Origin of the sequence: Bacillus sp. AY2-1, assembly GCF_008368965.1 — a bacterium.
Lineage (GTDB): Bacteria > Bacillota > Bacilli > Bacillales > Bacillaceae_G > Bacillus_A > Bacillus_A thuringiensis_S.
Genome location: NZ_QPEL01000053.1, coordinates 297 through 16,420, shown reverse-complemented (window position 1 = coordinate 16,420; position 16,124 = coordinate 297). Strand labels below are relative to the sequence as shown.

Here is a 16,124-nt window from a genome sequence, read left to right as displayed (position 1 = left end):
ACAGATAGAGTTTTAGATTCTACATCTATTAAAGAGCTTTTTTCTATAGTAAAATTCACTGCATAAACTGCGGAAGATATCATTCTTGAAAACATTTTGATAGTAATAAAAAACAATGAATCACTTTTTATTACTTCCTATTTAAAAGTAGCAATTGTATAAATCAATTTTGATTATATAGAGATCACTTGTAAAGGGTGATGCCCTTAAGTAAGTTTATATTAAACCGCATAAAAGCTATAATAGCCTTCACGTGCATTCTAAAGACCTACCGAAACCAATTAGCTATACAGTTCTTGTTTTTCTAATACCGAGTGTCATAAACTATAATAAATATAGGCCTTTATTTACTATTAGTATGGGCTTTTCTCTTTAGATTTATACATACTTTTTAGCTTTTAAGTCTTTAAGTTTAATGCTATATCCTTATAATTTATTTACAAATCACTAATATTTTCTTATCATTAATATATTGTAGACTAATTTGTTAATTTCATAGCAACAATAATCATTAATAACTAATGGATTGTTAACAGGGCATTAACATTAGTTAATTCCAAACCCTTATTTATCAACTTTATGTTGACAAGTAATACTTTATATATCAATGACACATTTCATGTGAATGTCGATTGATAAAGGTATTAAGGTTTATATCGTCGAAAGACACTTAACATGTCAATCTCACTTTATATGTTAATTACATTTTGCTATGGCCATTATATTTCAAGGAGGTATAACGATGATTGAACAAGATAACAAAAATACAACTGAACATATGGAGTCAAATAATACAAACTCTAGTCATGAAGATACTTTTGAAAAAGCTTGGCGAATAACAGAGTTTTCAAAACTAGTAGGCCGACATCATAACACTGTATACAATTGGTTCAATATCCTAGAGGAAAAGGGGTTACACGGAACATTAAGAACCAATAATACAAATGAAAAGCTATATAACACACTGGATTTAGACATAGCTTTATTTATCAAGCTAAAGAGGGATGAAAAGTGGTCGCTAGATGCAATTATTGAGCTTTTACCACATCAATTTGAACTAAGACCAGTTTCTCCAGAAAATCAAACCAGTGAAGTCTCAACCCAATTAAACATGCAGGAAGCTGCAGCGACTATTGAAAAAATAGTAGAGCAAAAGATTCAAATGCATTTACAAAACATTGAATTAGAGTATCAAGGAAAGTTTGAAGAGGCTATACGTGCCATGCTACCTGAACCAGAAGACCCTGAGAAGTTAAAAGAGCGCCAAAGACAAGAAAGACTAGATAATATAATTATTCAACATAGGGCGCGTACAGAGTTAAGAAAACAAGCTGAAAACGAGTGGAATACACAGCCAGAAGAAACTCGTATAAAAAAAGTTGGTTGGTTTAAAAAAGAGGAAGATCTTGCGAGAAAACAACTTTTCATAGAAAACTATATTGATGAGAACATGATTGAATACATGAAAAATGTAATGAAAATAGAAAAATAAGCCTGGAAGATTCCAGGCTTATTTTTTATTTAGTTCCGAACATCTTATCAGGATCCATAAATGCCGCTAATTCTTCATCATTTTGAGCTTGTGGTTCTTCATCTTTATCTGGTTCTAATTCAAAGTAATCACCAAAATTAATATTGAAATCATCGTCCGAATCTTGCGCTTCAATAGTAGTAATTTGAGACTTTGTATATTGAATTTGACTTTGTTTTTCTTTAAATTCATTATATTCTTCAACTAATCCTTTAGATAATCGAGATGGTAGTGCATCTGTCTTATAGAAAGTATACACGCTACCCATAAAGTCATTTTTACTCACTAAATAACCATTAAAAACAGTTCCATTGATTGGTAGTTTATTTGTTACTTCTACTTTTGCATCATCCATAAATGAATCATCAATGTTCTTCTGTTCATCTAAAATTGCTAACATCCCAAAATGATGTACCTTTGATGCCTCTAAATCTCCATTTTCATTTGTCTTCATCAGGTCAATAGGATGATGGAATGAGCTTCCTTTCAATGATTCTGAGAACATATCTACAATTTCTTTACTGTTTTCAATTTGATTCATATTACGTGAAACCTTATTAATTACTAAACAGCCTGTTCTTTCTAGTAAAATTCGTTTAAAGTCCTGAGAATCTAGAATTACTGATGTTCCTGAACCATTTGCAGCTGTATTTAACTCATGAATAATATCTCCAATTCGTTGGTTTGCATAGTCTCGTGAGTTTCCAATGCCTTTTTTCTCATTTTCGTTTAATCCCTTAAACTCATCATAGAAGTGTTGGTTATCTGCAAATACAACAAATGCAACGCCTTTTGCTGGATCATTAGCTAACTTCCAAATTTCTTGTGAAAATTTATTCACCTGTCTCAGTACATCAGGTCCATCCGCTCTAACTGGAAGTGTAACTACAATACCCATTTTAATGAAATCTTTACGCTCAATAGCATTATTGAAAGCAATTCTTGCATACTTTTGTTGATTTTTTATTAATTCTTCTCTAGGAATTTTCATTGCCATACTTTTAAGTTCTTCAGCAATTACAGGTTTATTATGAAAAGCGGAGAATTCTTCAATTGCTTGAATAATTGTAGATGTACCTGTACCACCGCCTAAACCTGCAAAAAATAGTACTAATTCATCAGTTGGTCTAACACGTTCCGTTATAAATTCTTTTAGTTTATCTTTAGCTTCTTCATTAGATTCTAAAACCTTTACAGCACGCTCAGGATTCTTACCTAAACCACCTAATTTTAGTGAAACTTGGTTACTTTTCGGCACATTTTTCAGTTCAGCTAAATCTCCATCATTACTATTCAATGCTAGACAATTATAAACTGCTGTACCGTCTGTATGCTTATACTCAGCAAATTTATCTACCATTCTAGTTCCAGCTTGACCAAAACCAACCATAGTCATTTTCACAGCTACTTCGTTTTTTAGAAAGTTTTTTGCCATTATTTTATCTCTCCCTTATTCTCATTACTTTTTTTACGTTTCCCTAATTCAACTAATACTTGTTGTCCCCTAATAGTTGAAATTAAAAACTTATACGGATGCATAATTTTTTCTGTTATTAATGACATTGAAGCTAAAGTAGCAACACTACCTTCTGCCGATCTTCTTGAAATGTTAGTTCTTTCAAGTTCTAATGAATAGGATTTACCCTTAGGTTTCTTTACTCTCCTATCAATAACAACACTTTCTACTATTTCATTTATTGAGATTCCTCTCATATACTTTGTCTCTTGGTATTGTTTGTTTACTTGAGATCCTATGTAATGAAATACATTGTAGAGTATTTCGTCTCCTTCAATAATGTCTGCAAACATTTCCACAACTTCCTCAGTGAATTTGTTTTGTTTATATTTTTCGCTTAATACCTCGTTCAAGTTGTCCCCCCCTTAAAACGTTGGTTAATTATTCCTAAAAATATATTACATCATTGTAAGACGTATATCAAGTCGTTATATATAAGACTTATATTAAGTTGTTATATACAAGACTTATATAATATTTACAAAATATAAAATTGAAACAACGTCCTATATATCAATGTCAAATATATAAGACGTACATGAAAGCCGTTCATATAAGAAGTGAACAAAACATGTTAATATCAGGTTTCATATAACTAACAATAACTATTAAATAATAAATATGAGTGCAGTATTTATGTATATTTTTATCTAGAATTATAATTCTAATATATATTACTCCTAAAATAACGTACTAATATCATGGTCATTAGGTTCATACGTCTTGTATGCAAAAACTACATGTAAGACGTATGAATAAACACTTATAATTAAAGGTTTTGTATGCTTTTATATTAATTTCATGTCAATAGAATATCACCACAAATTATTACACGACCTATTTGAAAGACTTATATGAAAGACTTAGTTTATTAAACAGATTTTTATGATTCCGCTTCTTTTTTAATAACCCATTTTTCTGTTGATTGTCTACAGAAAGGTAAGGGGATGTCAATGTCATGTTATATTTCGTTATTTCTTTTATTAATTCCATAGTTATTTCTGAGATTTGCAGAAATAACACATAAAATTGTGATTCATTTGGTTTTCTTTGAAATTAAGTTCTATAAATTTGTCAGTATAACTTGTCAATTTCATATCAATATAATCACTATAACTCACATATAAAGCCATAAAGCGATTAAAATCAGCTAAACTATAAACATAGATGTACTAAATAAATCTTGTATACAGCTTTAAATAAAATAATATATTTATTTTCTTTAATTGTTATTGCACAAACAATTAATCAATTAACAATTGAACATGACCAAAGATTCATGGATATCCCGTTAGGAACAAACTTGTTTATGATGATATTACTAATGAAGATGATACTGACAATGAAGGGGAGTTAACAAATAATCAGTCTGTGCAAAATTACTCAAGGAATTCTGCTCCTAAGCTAGAAAAGGAAGGTACTACAGCATCAATTGCTATTTCTAATACAACAGAATCCGCAAAAAGTAATGAAGTAATGGCTGTTCAGAAAGAAAATGGACCAGATACAAGTAAACATAGAGAACCTATTCAACTTAACAACAAAGCACCCGTTATTACTGAAACTCCAATAGAAGTGCCAAGGGCGAAGCATACACCACAAAATATAGAGAGCCTGCTTACACATCGACAGTAACCCATAATCAGCAGGAACATGAAATTCAACGAACTGCAGAAATCAATGGTAAAAATACAACATCTAACTTAACAATGCAATGATTATGACAAATGGCTGCTACTGTTCCTCAAGATGATGAAAATACATTACCTTTAGATAAAATGGAAGGTGGCTCTCATCTTCACAATCGTAAAGTAGCAGAAGTAACTCCAGAAAGTACGGCAATTAAGGATAAACTCAGTCAATATATCGAAGGTGACATTAATCGTGATTGCTATACTAAGCATATAACGAATATTTCTACTAGTAAAAAGGTGTGGGTCGTAAACTCATACCTTTTTATTATTTCATATGTAACTTTCCCCAAGGAGACAATTTCTTTATGCTAAAATTTAATTGAGTTTGTGTAGAAGGAGAAAATGGATGAAAGATTAAGGGTTGGAGGAATGACATTGGAAATAGCCAAATTAAATTTGCCCATTGATAGTATACACTTTTTACTTAATCATCAAATCAAAGAAAACGAATTCGAATGTCTCAATGTAGAATTTTACACCTATTCAAATGGTTTTCTTTTAGATGTAGTGGAATGGACAAAACAAAATGATTTTTCTTTATCGATATTGGATAAAGAATATACAGAAGCGTTTTTAACAAGTTTAGAGAAGTTTAAACGATACCTTGTTATTGGGAGTAATATGGATTCAGGTAATCTAATTACTATCTACCAACCCACAGGAGAAATATATGAGCTAGAACATGAAATTACAGAAAAAGTAGAAAGATATTTTGTCAATTCTTCTATAGAGAAAATGTATTGCTGCTTCAATTACTTTAAAAAGTTTTGGGTTCAACTAATAGAGCAGGAACACGACAAAAGTCATGATCTAACAAACAATTTTTATGAATTAAAGAACAAATTAGCGGAGTTTGATACTAACGTATTAATAAATGATGATGACTACAATAGACAATTTTGGAATTGTTTATATCACGACAATTTAAACTTTCTTTTGGAAAAGTCAGACGAGAATTAGATTATCTTTAATTGAGATACTTCCATGAAATAAACGTTATTTGGGAGTAAAAAATGACTTTTTAAGAACCAAAAGCAGATTAAGGAATAGCTCCTTACTGGTTAAAATTTCACTAGAAAAATAAAATAACAGTAAGGAGTGGTTTTATTAATCCCGCATTGCACCTGCTTCTCGGGAAGTCATTGCTCCTTGTCCTTCTCTTACATCATTTTGAATTTGTTGTTTCACTTTTTTCGCATCAGTTTCTGCAAAATTTAGTTTCATAATAGAACTAGACTTTTCTATAGCTTTTTTATTATGTTGCATACAAACCCTCCTGACTTTATCATTTAACAATCTTATTATGTGCAAATGTACACATGATATCCACCGAGCAATTGAGCGCGTTTATGGATTAATACAGGCAGATATGGGGCTGGCAGAAGCGCTATTTAAAAGCAACAGCTATTTTACCTAAAAAGCTGATATTAGAAATTCAGAAGTATGTTCAAGAAGAAACAATATATATTCCTAAATCTAAAACCTCTCATCAGAGACGGGGTACACATTCTGGAACAAGAAAGCTGATCGATGAAAGAAATGCTTCTATTAAACGGTAGAACGATTAATCAAATAGCTGATGAATATCATCTCTCCATTGAAACAATCAAAAAATTGTCTACTCTAAATGAATAAAAAGGAAGCACAGGTGAAATGATGCTCCTTGCTTTTTATTATGGTGAATTTGTTTCTTAGTTATTTCCTGCATTTTATATCATTCAGCAACCATGTAATGTTAAGGGAGATGACAAAAGAAAGGAAGAATGTACAAATGAGTATAGTAAAAAACGGAACATTGCAAGTACTTGGAGCAAGCATCTATTATGAGGTGCGTGGCTCGGGTCCAATTCTTCTTTTGATTCATGGTGGGGGTGGTGATGCCGACAAGTTCCATAATATCGCCGACCATCTTGCTAAATGGTATACCGTTGTTACTTACGATCGTCGTGGTCATTCCCGTAGCAATCTCGTCAATAAAACTGAGGATTACCATGTGCACACACATAGCGAAGACGCTCACCGGCTGCTAGCCAATCTGACCAATGAACCGGCTTATGTATTCGGAAGTAGTTCAGGTGCTGTCATCGGACTTGATTTGTGCATACGCCATCCTGAGCAGGTACAGTTACTAATCCCACACGAACCGGTTTTATTACAACTTTTACCTGAAAATGAGTTGAAGCAGGCTATAAATTTCATGGAAGACCTTAAAGGAAATCATCAAAGTGAGGTCATGAAGTTATTGTCAAATATTGATGATAGCAATTCCGGACCATCGAAGGATATGCTAACAGAGCGACTACTCGGCAATTCGATTTATTTCACTGAGTATGAAATCCCGGGAATTCTCAGCTATACTTTAAACATCGATGCATTAAAGCCCCCATTAAAACCTGCATTAATACAGGTACGTCCAGCCGGTGGAAGTATTTCACGAGAATCCTTTCCTTACCATTGCGCATTCAACTTAGCAGAACACCTCGGAACAGAATTCACAGAGTTTCCAGGACATCATGTGGGCTATAACACAGTGCATCATAAAGAGTTTGCTGAGAGGTTACATGACATTCTTGAGAATTTATCCGGAAACGTATCCATCGGTAGTGTATGAACACAATATCGCGAATAGATATCCAAAGAGCTACAAGACACTTCGTAATTTAGGGTTTTGTCTATATGTCTAAATTATAATACGATGCATGTTGTTTAAGAAATGGGCACGTTTGTTGAAGAATAAAGATAGAAAATAATCAAACTTTTTATAAAATCGAAACTTAAATTTGTTAGATAAGAATTCATTTTGATCAATCTTTTTTCAAAATGAATTCTCCTTGTTTACCATAAAGTACGAGTCTGTGAGGTATTTTCAATCAAAGTTTATTTCAAAGCAACAGCAGAATATGAACAAACTAAAAAGAAGCAGGTACCTCTGTAAAGGTATCTGCTTCTTTTTACATAGACTCTATAATCATTTGTCTCTCATACCACTTGTTCAGTTTTTCATTAACGCTTTTTGAAATACGCTTCATTTTTTTATTACAGAATCTTGATAGCGTAGCAGGGGATAGTCCTATTTCATCTGCTATCTCACGCATTGTTTTATTTTGATGCATATGTTGATGCATAATTTTCTCTCGAATCATATCCTCTGATCCTAAAGTAGGTTGTTTTACTGTATCTGCAATATAACGCTCCTCTTGCTTCTCTTGCGTATCTATTGTCTTTTTCTTCACCATACTATCTATATTATTCATTAATTCTTTTGGAGGTAAAATAATGATTCCCAACTTTTCAAAGTAATTCTTAAACCAATTGCGTTCTCCTATTTTTGTTTCATCCAATTCTTCTGCATATGCCCAATGTGAAATGACATTTTCCTTTTCTAAGTCAATTAAAACATTTTCTAGTTGTTCTCGAATTCGATGTGGACGTCCATTCGTAGTTTTGATACCCATTACAGATAGTAAACCTTTTTCTCCACCAATGGAGTATGGTCTTTTTAAAGTACTGTATTGCTGACGAATCCTCCACTGCCATGATAAATAACGAATTAAACGTTTATGAAACTTATGTCTATAGCTATTATACTCTAGTGCTTTTTTCGATAATAAAGCAGTTGTACTATTAGAGCCATACAAATAGCCTGATAAGAAACTACCTGGTTTAATCTTACAGGATTCTATGCCCATATATTCATTAGTATTCTTATCTCTCCATAACACTACTGAATCGAGTACGAATAGCCTTTTAATGACTTCACGTTTTACTTCGAATTGCTGCCCCGTTTCTGCTTGATCATTCAGTACTACAACTTCATTATCATCATTCAAATAAATAAAGATACTAGCTAAAGCTGCTATACGTTGTGCTATTTTTATCTTATCTTCTGCTCGATAATACTCTACACCATTTGCAGATGCTTTTGGCATATTGCACATTTCTAATACATTTTCATAACTAAAATCTATAAATTCATCTGGTGATTTAGCTTGATTTAACCACTGGATTGTAATGGTATCCAAACAATCTGCTGTAAGGTCATCCATATTACTAATTACTCCATCGACCAATATGGACCATCTCTCTGCTTCGTTTGTGTTAACAAGTCTCAAATCCTCATCCTTATGTGAGGATAGTTGTGCAACTCCACTTGAATTTTTCGTTTCTAATGGTAATACCGGTTTTGCTACTGCTTCATCTTCCTCAAAATGATTTTTTGCTATTCCATCACGTAATTGATAGTACATTGCGTCATTGGTTACAGGATAGTAATCATCCGATATATCTTCTATATGTTCTGTTACCTGACTATCTTCAAAAATTGAAATTTGAGTTGGTTCAACTGCTTCAACTTTTTCTTCGAATTCTTGTTCAATGATCTTATCTAGTACATTTTGAATCTCAATTTTATATTTATTCAGATTGGCATAAATGTTTAACAACGATATTCCTTGCTCTTGTTTCTGACCTAACCAAGAAACAAGTGTCGAAAAGGAAGGGGACATATTAGCTGATGTTACTAATTTATCGTGATTCTCTTGTACTTCTTTATAATATTTATTCCATTTGGCCCATAACTGCTTGTTTTCTTCATAAATTGGAGCAGCAAGTAGGAGGGCATCACTAAACAATGCTAACACTTTCTCCATATTTAAATACCTCCTAACAATGTTAATTACAAATATAATTTGAATCTTAAAAATGTGAAACGCCATAGCTATATGATGGCTATATAACCTTTAAGTTGAAATGTTGTCTGAATAATCTACATAATCGTTGTTTTTTTACACGTTTTACTGTGAATCATTGAAATTCTCTTTACTTGTCTTTAATTATATAAAACTGCTTCTATTTGTAAAATCAATACTTTACAATACAATACAATTCCAATTTTTAAAAGTTTTTTATGCTCAAATTCAGTTACTGTTACATTTTTAACATCTATATTTTTGATTCAAAAAGTTGTAAACCCGAGTGGTAAATATGTTGATGTAAGTCCTTGGATATCTTATTCTTCAGTTTTCCATTCCCTAAATCTTCTTCATCAACAATAATAGTTTTTGGGGCGATTCGATTTGTTAGCTTAATAATTATGGGGCTTTCCTCTAAAAGAACCAAAGCAAACAATAAAAGCGCTTGCATAATTAAAAATCCGAGTTATAATACTTGTATACAAGTATACTTGATTAACATGAGGTGAATTTATGGCGAAATCAATGGAATTTCTTTATCCTGAAAAATGGCTTTCAAAAGCTTCTACAGGTGATCGTGTTGCGAGCGAACTGAGAATGCGCATTATTGCAGGTGAAATTGAAAGCGGTACCATCCTGTCGGAAAATAAATTAGCTGCCGATTTTTCTGTAAGTCGGTCACCTGTTCGTGAAGCATTAAAAGTACTAGCTTCTGAAAATATTATTCGCTTAGAAAGAATGGGCGCAGTTGTCATTGGTTTAACCGAGAAAGAAATCGAAGAAATATATGATGTTCGTTTACTTATAGAAAAGTTTATCTTTGAGCGACTTGTAAAGATGGACACAAATGATTTAGTAAGAGAACTAAATAAAATAATGGAAATGATGAAAATCGCCATTAAATATCATGATTCTGATGAGTTTTCTTATCAAGATCTCTTATTCCATGAAACGATTATTCGAACCATTGAGCATTCCTACATCCTGATGATCTGGAATAATTTAAAGCCTGTTATGGAAAGCTTAATCCTTTTATCAATGCGTACTCGTTTCAAGGAAAAGTACGAAGACTTTGAACGGGTTATTAAAAATCATGAGCTTTATATAAAAGCAATCGAATCAAAAGATCGAGCCCTCATGATTGAGGCCTTACATCAAAACTTTGATGATGTTCAAGGGAAAGTTGAAGATTTCTGGATGTCACAACAAATGTTATCTAAAGGAGTAGAGCAAGGACATGAGTAGCTATATGTTAGGTATAGATATCGGTACAACAAGTACGAAAGCAGTTTTATTTACTGAAAAAGGCGAAGTCATTCAAACTGAGAATATTGGTTATCCACTTCGCACACCGGATATATCCACAGCGGAACAAGATCCAGAAGAGATTTTCCAAGCTGTTTTACAAGCAATATCAAATATAACGAAACAGCATTCAGATAAAAAACCATCGTTTATTTCATTTAGCAGTGCTATGCATAGTGTCATAGCTATGGATGAAAATGATCATCCGCTGACACCTTGTATCACTTGGGCAGATAATCGTAGTGAGGCATGGGCACATAAAATCAAAGATGAACTGAATGGCCATGAAGTTTATAGACGAACAGGAACACCTATTCACCCAATGTCACCATTAAGTAAAATTACATGGATTGTGAATGATTATCCGGAAATTGCTATTAGAACGAAAAAATATATTGGAATCAAAGAATATATCTTCAAACAATTCTTTGATCAATATGTTGTTGATCATTCCATCGCCTCGTGCATGGGTATGATGGACTTAAAAACACTAGATTGGGATGAGGAAGCTTTAAAAATTGCTGGTATAACACCAGCTCAATTATCTGAACTCGTACCAACCACCCAAATATTTAGCAACTGCAATCCAGATTTAGCCCAAAAGATTGGTATCGATTCACAAATACCGTTTGTCATTGGTGCCAGTGATGGGGTGCTTTCTAATCTAGGTGTAAATGCAATTCGAAAAGGTGAGATTGCTGTCACAATTGGGACAAGTGGTGCTATTCGGACCATCATTGACAAGCCACAAACAGATAAAAAAGGAAGAATATTTTGTTATGCCTTAACTGAAAAGCATTGGGTAATTGGTGGACCGGTAAACAATGGCGGAATGGTCCTTCGTTGGATTCGTGATGAACTTGCTTCATCAGAAGTAGAAACTGCGAAAAGACTAGGAATTGATCCATACGATGTATTAACTAAAATAGCTGAACGCGTGAGACCTGGTGCAGACGGATTATTATTCCATCCATACCTCGCAGGTGAACGTGCACCATTATGGAATCCAGATGTACGTGGCTCCTTCTTCGGTTTAACGATGTCACATAAGAAGGAACATATGATTCGTGCAGCTTTAGAAGGCGTTATATATAATTTATACACTGTATTCTTAGCGTTAACCGAATGCATGGATGGTCCTGTAACCCGTATTCAAGCAACAGGCGGCTTCGCAAGGTCTGACGTTTGGCGACAGATGATGTCCGATATTTTCGCATATGAAGTCGTTGTTCCAAAGAGCTACGAAAGCTCTTGTCTAGGTGCATGTATATTAGGTCTCTATGCCACAGGAAAAATTGATTCTTTTGAAATCGTTTCCGAAATGGTTGGCAATACCTACAAACATACACCGAAAGAAGATGCAACAAAAGAATACAGACAATTACTGCCGATATTTATTAACCTATCAAGGGCGCTAGAAGATGATTATACACGAATTGCAAATTATCAAAGAAATTTAATAAAGTAAAACTTTCATGTGTAATCCCCCACGCCTCGTTTCTATCTAAATCTCGAGGTGGTGGGGGGCCTTACTGCCCACGAATAGCGGGATAAATACAAATACAGCTAAGATTAGGGGGGAACTACGATGCCATTAGTCATTGTAGCAATTGGGATTTTAGCATTACTTTTACTGATTATGCGCTTTAAATTAAATACCTTTATTTCATTAATCATTGTATCTGTCGGGGTTGCTTTAGCACTTGGAATGCCACCAGAAAAAATTTTTAAAACCATTGAAGCGGGATTAGGGGGAACACTTGGTCATTTAGCACTCGTTTTTGGACTTGGTGCGATGTTAGGTAAGTTGCTTTCAGATTCTGGTGGCGCACAACGCATTGCCATGACCCTTGTGAAAAAATTTGGTGAAAAGAACATTCAATGGGCTGTTGTGACTGCCTCATTTATTATCGGGATTGCATTATTTTTTGAAGTAGGATTAGTATTATTAATTCCAATTGTATTTGCGATTTCAAGAGAATTAAAAGTTTCTATCTTATATCTCGGTATTTCAATGGCAGCAGCTTTATCTGTAACACACGGATTCTTACCGCCACACCCAGGACCAACTGCTATCGCTGGTGAATTGCATGCAAACATCGGTGAAGTATTACTTTACGGTTTTATGATAGCGGTTCCAACGGTTGTGTTAGCTGGACCTGTATTTACTAAACTTGCAAAAAAACTAGTACCTGATGCGTTCACAAAAACCGGTAATATCAAATCTTTAGGTGAGCAGAAAGTATTTACACTTGAAGAAACTCCTGGCTTTGGAATCAGTGTTTTTACCGCTTTACTGCCTGTTCTTTTAATGGCAGTCGCTACAATTATTACTTTGCTGCAAAAAACAATGGGATTCAAAGATAATAGTTTACTAGCAACGATCGAGTTTATTGGGAATGCGGATACTGCCATGTTGATATCCTTACTAGTTGCAATCTATACAATGGGATTGGCAAGAAATATTCCAATCAAAAATGTGATGGAATCTTGTACAACAGCAATCTCGAATATTGGGATGATGCTCTTAATTATTGGTGGAGGCGGCGCTTTCAAACAAGTATTAATTGATGGCGGCGTTGGTAACTATGTAGCCGAATTATTCAAAGGAACTTCATTATCACCGATCTTGCTCGCATGGATTATCGCTGCCATCTTACGTATTTCATTGGGGTCTGCTACGGTTGCTGCATTAACAACTGTCGGTTTAGTGATTCCGATGTTAGGTCAATCTGATGTTAACCTTGCTTTAGTTGTCCTTGCAACAGGGGCTGGTAGTTTAATTGCTTCACACGTAAACGATGCTGGTTTCTGGATGTTCAAAGAGTACTTTGGTTTAAGCATGAAAGAAACATTTGCAACATGGACTTTACTTGAGACTATCGTTTCTGTAGCTGGATTAGGATTTACTTTATTATTAAGTTTATTTGTATAGATCTTTCTAAACAATAAAAGGGATACGGAAGCTGTTTAATGTGATTTTCCATAATTAACCGGTTATTTTTCATGATTGATTAATAAGGATGAAAATTTCTCTTTATTTTTTAACTTGATAGTGATGCGCCGTGTCCCTATAACCTTTTGCACAAATACTGGTGGAGCCTATTGAAATGAAAAAGATTGATTATTTGATTAAAGTGTTATTTTAGGTATATATACTATAATACAGAGTAACATACATGGAAAGGAACGATGGAATATGGAAAAGTTACAAATTGGAGTTGTTGGTGTGGGCGTTATGGGAAAAAGCCTCGCACTTAACTTTGAGAGCAAAGGGTATTCTGTTGCCCTATATGATATTTCAAAGGAAAAAGTTGATGAAATCATTGAGGAAAACCGTGGTAAAAACTTAGTTGGTACTCATATAGTTGAAGAGTTTGTTAACTCACTTGAATCACCTAGAAAGATTTTATTAATGGTTAATGCAGGGGAAATTACAGATAAGGCAATTGATTCTCTAGTCCCTCACCTCGATAAAGGTGATATTTTAATTGACGGTGGTAATACATACTTTGTCGATACAATCCGCCGAAACAAACGTCTTGCCGAAGAAGGAATCAATTTCATCGGTGCAGGTGTGTCAGGCGGCGAAGAGGGTGCATTGAAGGGACCATCTATTATGCCAGGCGGACAGAAGGATGCATACGAAAAAGTAAAGGATATGCTTGAAAACATCTCTGCAAAAGTGAATAACGAGCCTTGCTGTTCTTATATCGGACCTAATGGGGCAGGCCACTATGTAAAGATGGTTCACAACGGTATTGAGTATGGAGATATGCAATTAATTTGTGAAGCATATTTCTTCTTGAAACAAACACTTGATTTGACTGCAGAAGAGTTCCATGAAATATTTGCTGAATGGAATAAAGGTGAACTGAACAGCTATCTAATTGAGATTACAGCCGATATCTTCAAGAAGAAAGATGAAGAAACTGGTAAGCCATTAGTGGATGTTATTCTTGATACTGCAGGACAAAAGGGTACAGGGAAATGGACAAGCCAAAGCGCACTTGATTTAGGTATCTCTCTCCCTATTATCACAGAATCTGTATTTGCACGTTGCCTTTCTGCTTTAAAAGAAGAGCGAGTGAACGCAAGCAAAGTTTTATCTGGTCCTAAAGATAAAACAGCAATTGGAGTTGAAAAAGCTGAATTAATTGAAGCAGTGCGCCAAGCTTTATATATGAGTAAAATTTGTTCTTATGCACAAGGATTCACGCAATTGAAGGCAGCTTCTGATGAATATGATTGGAACCTTGATTTTGGCAGCATTTCTATGCTTTGGAGAGGCGGATGTATTATCCGTGCTGCCTTTTTACAGAACATTAAAGAGGCTTATGAAACAAACACTGACCTACCGAACCTTTTACTTGATCCATACTTTAAAGAAATTGTAGAGTCATATCAAGGTGGATTACGCCAAATTATCTCAATGGCGGTACAACAGGGCATTCCGATACCTGCATTTTCAGCAGCAATTTCTTATTATGACAGCTATCGTACTGCCAAACTACCTGCCAACTTGTTACAAGCGCAGCGCGATTATTTTGGAGCGCATACGTATAAACGAGTAGATAAAGAAGGTACATTCCATACAAAATGGATATAAAATAAGAAATGGACTAAGATTAAATTCTTAGTCCATTTTTCATCCCACAATTCGCAGGCTATAAGACTCCCACTGATGGAAGTTCCACTTTAAACGAATGACTGAATCAAAATGCGTTTATTTTTCCCATTTAGATGAAAAACCACATAACCTTTAAGGCGAAATGTTATCTGAATAATCCGCACAATCGTTGATTTTTACTCCTTTTATTTTGGATTATTTAAATCCTCTTTACTTGTCTTTAATTATATAAAACTGCTTCTATTTGTAAAATCACTAATTTACAATACAATTTCAATTTTTAAAAGTAAATTAGTTAAACACACTGATTTTTTGCTTAACGCCTAGATAACTTGTTACTCTAAGTCACAACTTAAATACCCCAGCTGCTTCTTATTTAAAATTACATAGCCTTATCATGGCTATATACTCTTATTTGAAACTATATAGCTTTATCGGGGCCATAAGCTCTTATTTAAAACTGCATAGCCTTATCACGGCTATTACTTCTTACTTGAAACTGCATAGCCTTATCATGGCTATAGGCTCTTATTTGAAACTATATAGCTTTATCGGGGCTATATAGGCTCTTATTTGAAACTATATAGCTTTATCGGGGCTATAGGCCCTTATTTGAAACTGCATAGCCTTATCACGGCTATTACTTCTTACTTGAAACTATATAGCCTTATCACGGCTATTACTTCTTACTTGAAACTATATAGCCTTATCACGGCTATTACTTCTTACTTGAAACTCCATAGCCTTATCATATGTA

At 33.9% G+C, this 16,124-nt stretch carries 11 protein-coding genes and 3 pseudogenes; 9 read left to right on the top strand and 5 right to left on the bottom strand.

The window, feature by feature from the left end:
• The first annotated feature begins 742 nt into the window (after nucleotides 1-742).
• A complete protein-coding gene (locus DN403_RS13715; protein ID WP_061667522.1) occupies nucleotides 743-1,492 on the top strand; it encodes a MerR family transcriptional regulator in 750 nt (249 codons plus the stop codon).
• A gap of 25 nt (nucleotides 1,493-1,517) precedes the next feature.
• On the opposite strand, the gene DN403_RS13710 is transcribed toward DN403_RS13715, so the two are convergent.
• From DN403_RS13710 to DN403_RS31745, 3 genes and pseudogenes are all read right to left on the bottom strand, one after another.
• Nucleotides 1,518-2,966, bottom strand: a complete 1,449-nt coding sequence (locus DN403_RS13710) for an FtsZ/tubulin family protein (RefSeq protein ID WP_061667521.1) — start codon at nucleotides 2,964-2,966, stop codon at nucleotides 1,518-1,520.
• Complete coding sequence (locus DN403_RS13705; RefSeq protein ID WP_001006721.1) at nucleotides 2,966-3,400, bottom strand: hypothetical protein; 435 nt, start codon at nucleotides 3,398-3,400, stop codon at nucleotides 2,966-2,968. Before DN403_RS13705 ends, DN403_RS13710 begins: the two co-directional genes overlap by 1 nt.
• 484 nt (nucleotides 3,401-3,884) lie before the next feature.
• Nucleotides 3,885-4,271 (bottom strand): annotated as a pseudogene (locus DN403_RS31745) (hypothetical protein); the annotation flags it as partial.
• Between the two features lie 84 nt (nucleotides 4,272-4,355).
• On the opposite strand from DN403_RS31745, the pseudogene DN403_RS13695 reads away from it, so the two are divergent.
• Together DN403_RS13695 and DN403_RS13690 are read left to right on the top strand one after the other, a co-directional pair.
• Nucleotides 4,356-4,936: pseudogene (locus DN403_RS13695) on the top strand (type IV secretory system conjugative DNA transfer family protein); the annotation flags it as partial.
• A 174-nt stretch (nucleotides 4,937-5,110) separates the two neighbouring features.
• A complete protein-coding gene (locus DN403_RS13690; RefSeq protein WP_061667527.1) occupies nucleotides 5,111-5,701 on the top strand; it encodes an SUKH-4 family immunity protein in 591 nt (196 codons plus the stop codon).
• 147 nt (nucleotides 5,702-5,848) lie between these two features.
• On the opposite strand, the gene DN403_RS31140 is transcribed toward DN403_RS13690, so the two are convergent.
• Complete coding sequence (locus DN403_RS31140; protein WP_176519894.1) at nucleotides 5,849-6,007, bottom strand: hypothetical protein; 159 nt, start codon at nucleotides 6,005-6,007, stop codon at nucleotides 5,849-5,851.
• Nucleotides 6,008-6,108: 101 nt separating this feature from the next.
• Between DN403_RS31140 and DN403_RS13685 the strand changes: the two are divergent.
• Together DN403_RS13685 and DN403_RS13680 are read left to right on the top strand one after the other, a co-directional pair.
• Nucleotides 6,109-6,376: pseudogene (locus DN403_RS13685) on the top strand (CD3324 family protein).
• 136 nt (nucleotides 6,377-6,512) lie between these two features.
• Nucleotides 6,513-7,352: an alpha/beta fold hydrolase gene (locus DN403_RS13680; protein ID WP_097888392.1), complete on the top strand. Its 840-nt coding sequence runs from the start codon at nucleotides 6,513-6,515 to the stop codon at nucleotides 7,350-7,352.
• A 340-nt stretch (nucleotides 7,353-7,692) separates the two neighbouring features.
• On the opposite strand, the gene DN403_RS13675 is transcribed toward DN403_RS13680, so the two are convergent.
• Complete coding sequence (locus DN403_RS13675; RefSeq protein WP_149185535.1) at nucleotides 7,693-9,390, bottom strand: helix-turn-helix domain-containing protein; 1,698 nt, start codon at nucleotides 9,388-9,390, stop codon at nucleotides 7,693-7,695.
• A gap of 555 nt (nucleotides 9,391-9,945) precedes the next feature.
• Here DN403_RS13675 and gntR point away from each other — a divergent pair.
• The 4 genes from gntR to gndA all read left to right on the top strand — a co-directional run bounded on the left by gntR (nucleotide 9,946) and on the right by gndA (nucleotide 15,346).
• Nucleotides 9,946-10,677, top strand: coding sequence for a gluconate operon transcriptional repressor GntR (gene gntR, locus DN403_RS13665; protein ID WP_061667515.1), 732 nt, complete (start codon nucleotides 9,946-9,948; stop codon nucleotides 10,675-10,677).
• The gene (gene gntK / locus DN403_RS13660) at nucleotides 10,670-12,205 is read left to right on the top strand and encodes a gluconokinase (protein ID WP_098292071.1); all 1,536 of its coding nucleotides are present in this window, start codon (nucleotides 10,670-10,672) and stop codon (nucleotides 12,203-12,205) included. The genes gntR and gntK overlap by 8 nt, the downstream gene beginning before the upstream one ends.
• Nucleotides 12,206-12,325: 120 nt before the next feature.
• A complete protein-coding gene (gene gntP, locus DN403_RS13655) occupies nucleotides 12,326-13,672 on the top strand; it encodes a gluconate permease GntP (protein ID WP_061667513.1) in 1,347 nt (448 codons plus the stop codon).
• A gap of 264 nt (nucleotides 13,673-13,936) precedes the next feature.
• The gene (gndA, locus tag DN403_RS13650) at nucleotides 13,937-15,346 is read left to right on the top strand and encodes an NADP-dependent phosphogluconate dehydrogenase (RefSeq protein WP_149185534.1); all 1,410 of its coding nucleotides are present in this window, start codon (nucleotides 13,937-13,939) and stop codon (nucleotides 15,344-15,346) included.
• Nucleotides 15,347-16,124: the final 778 nt, after the last annotated feature.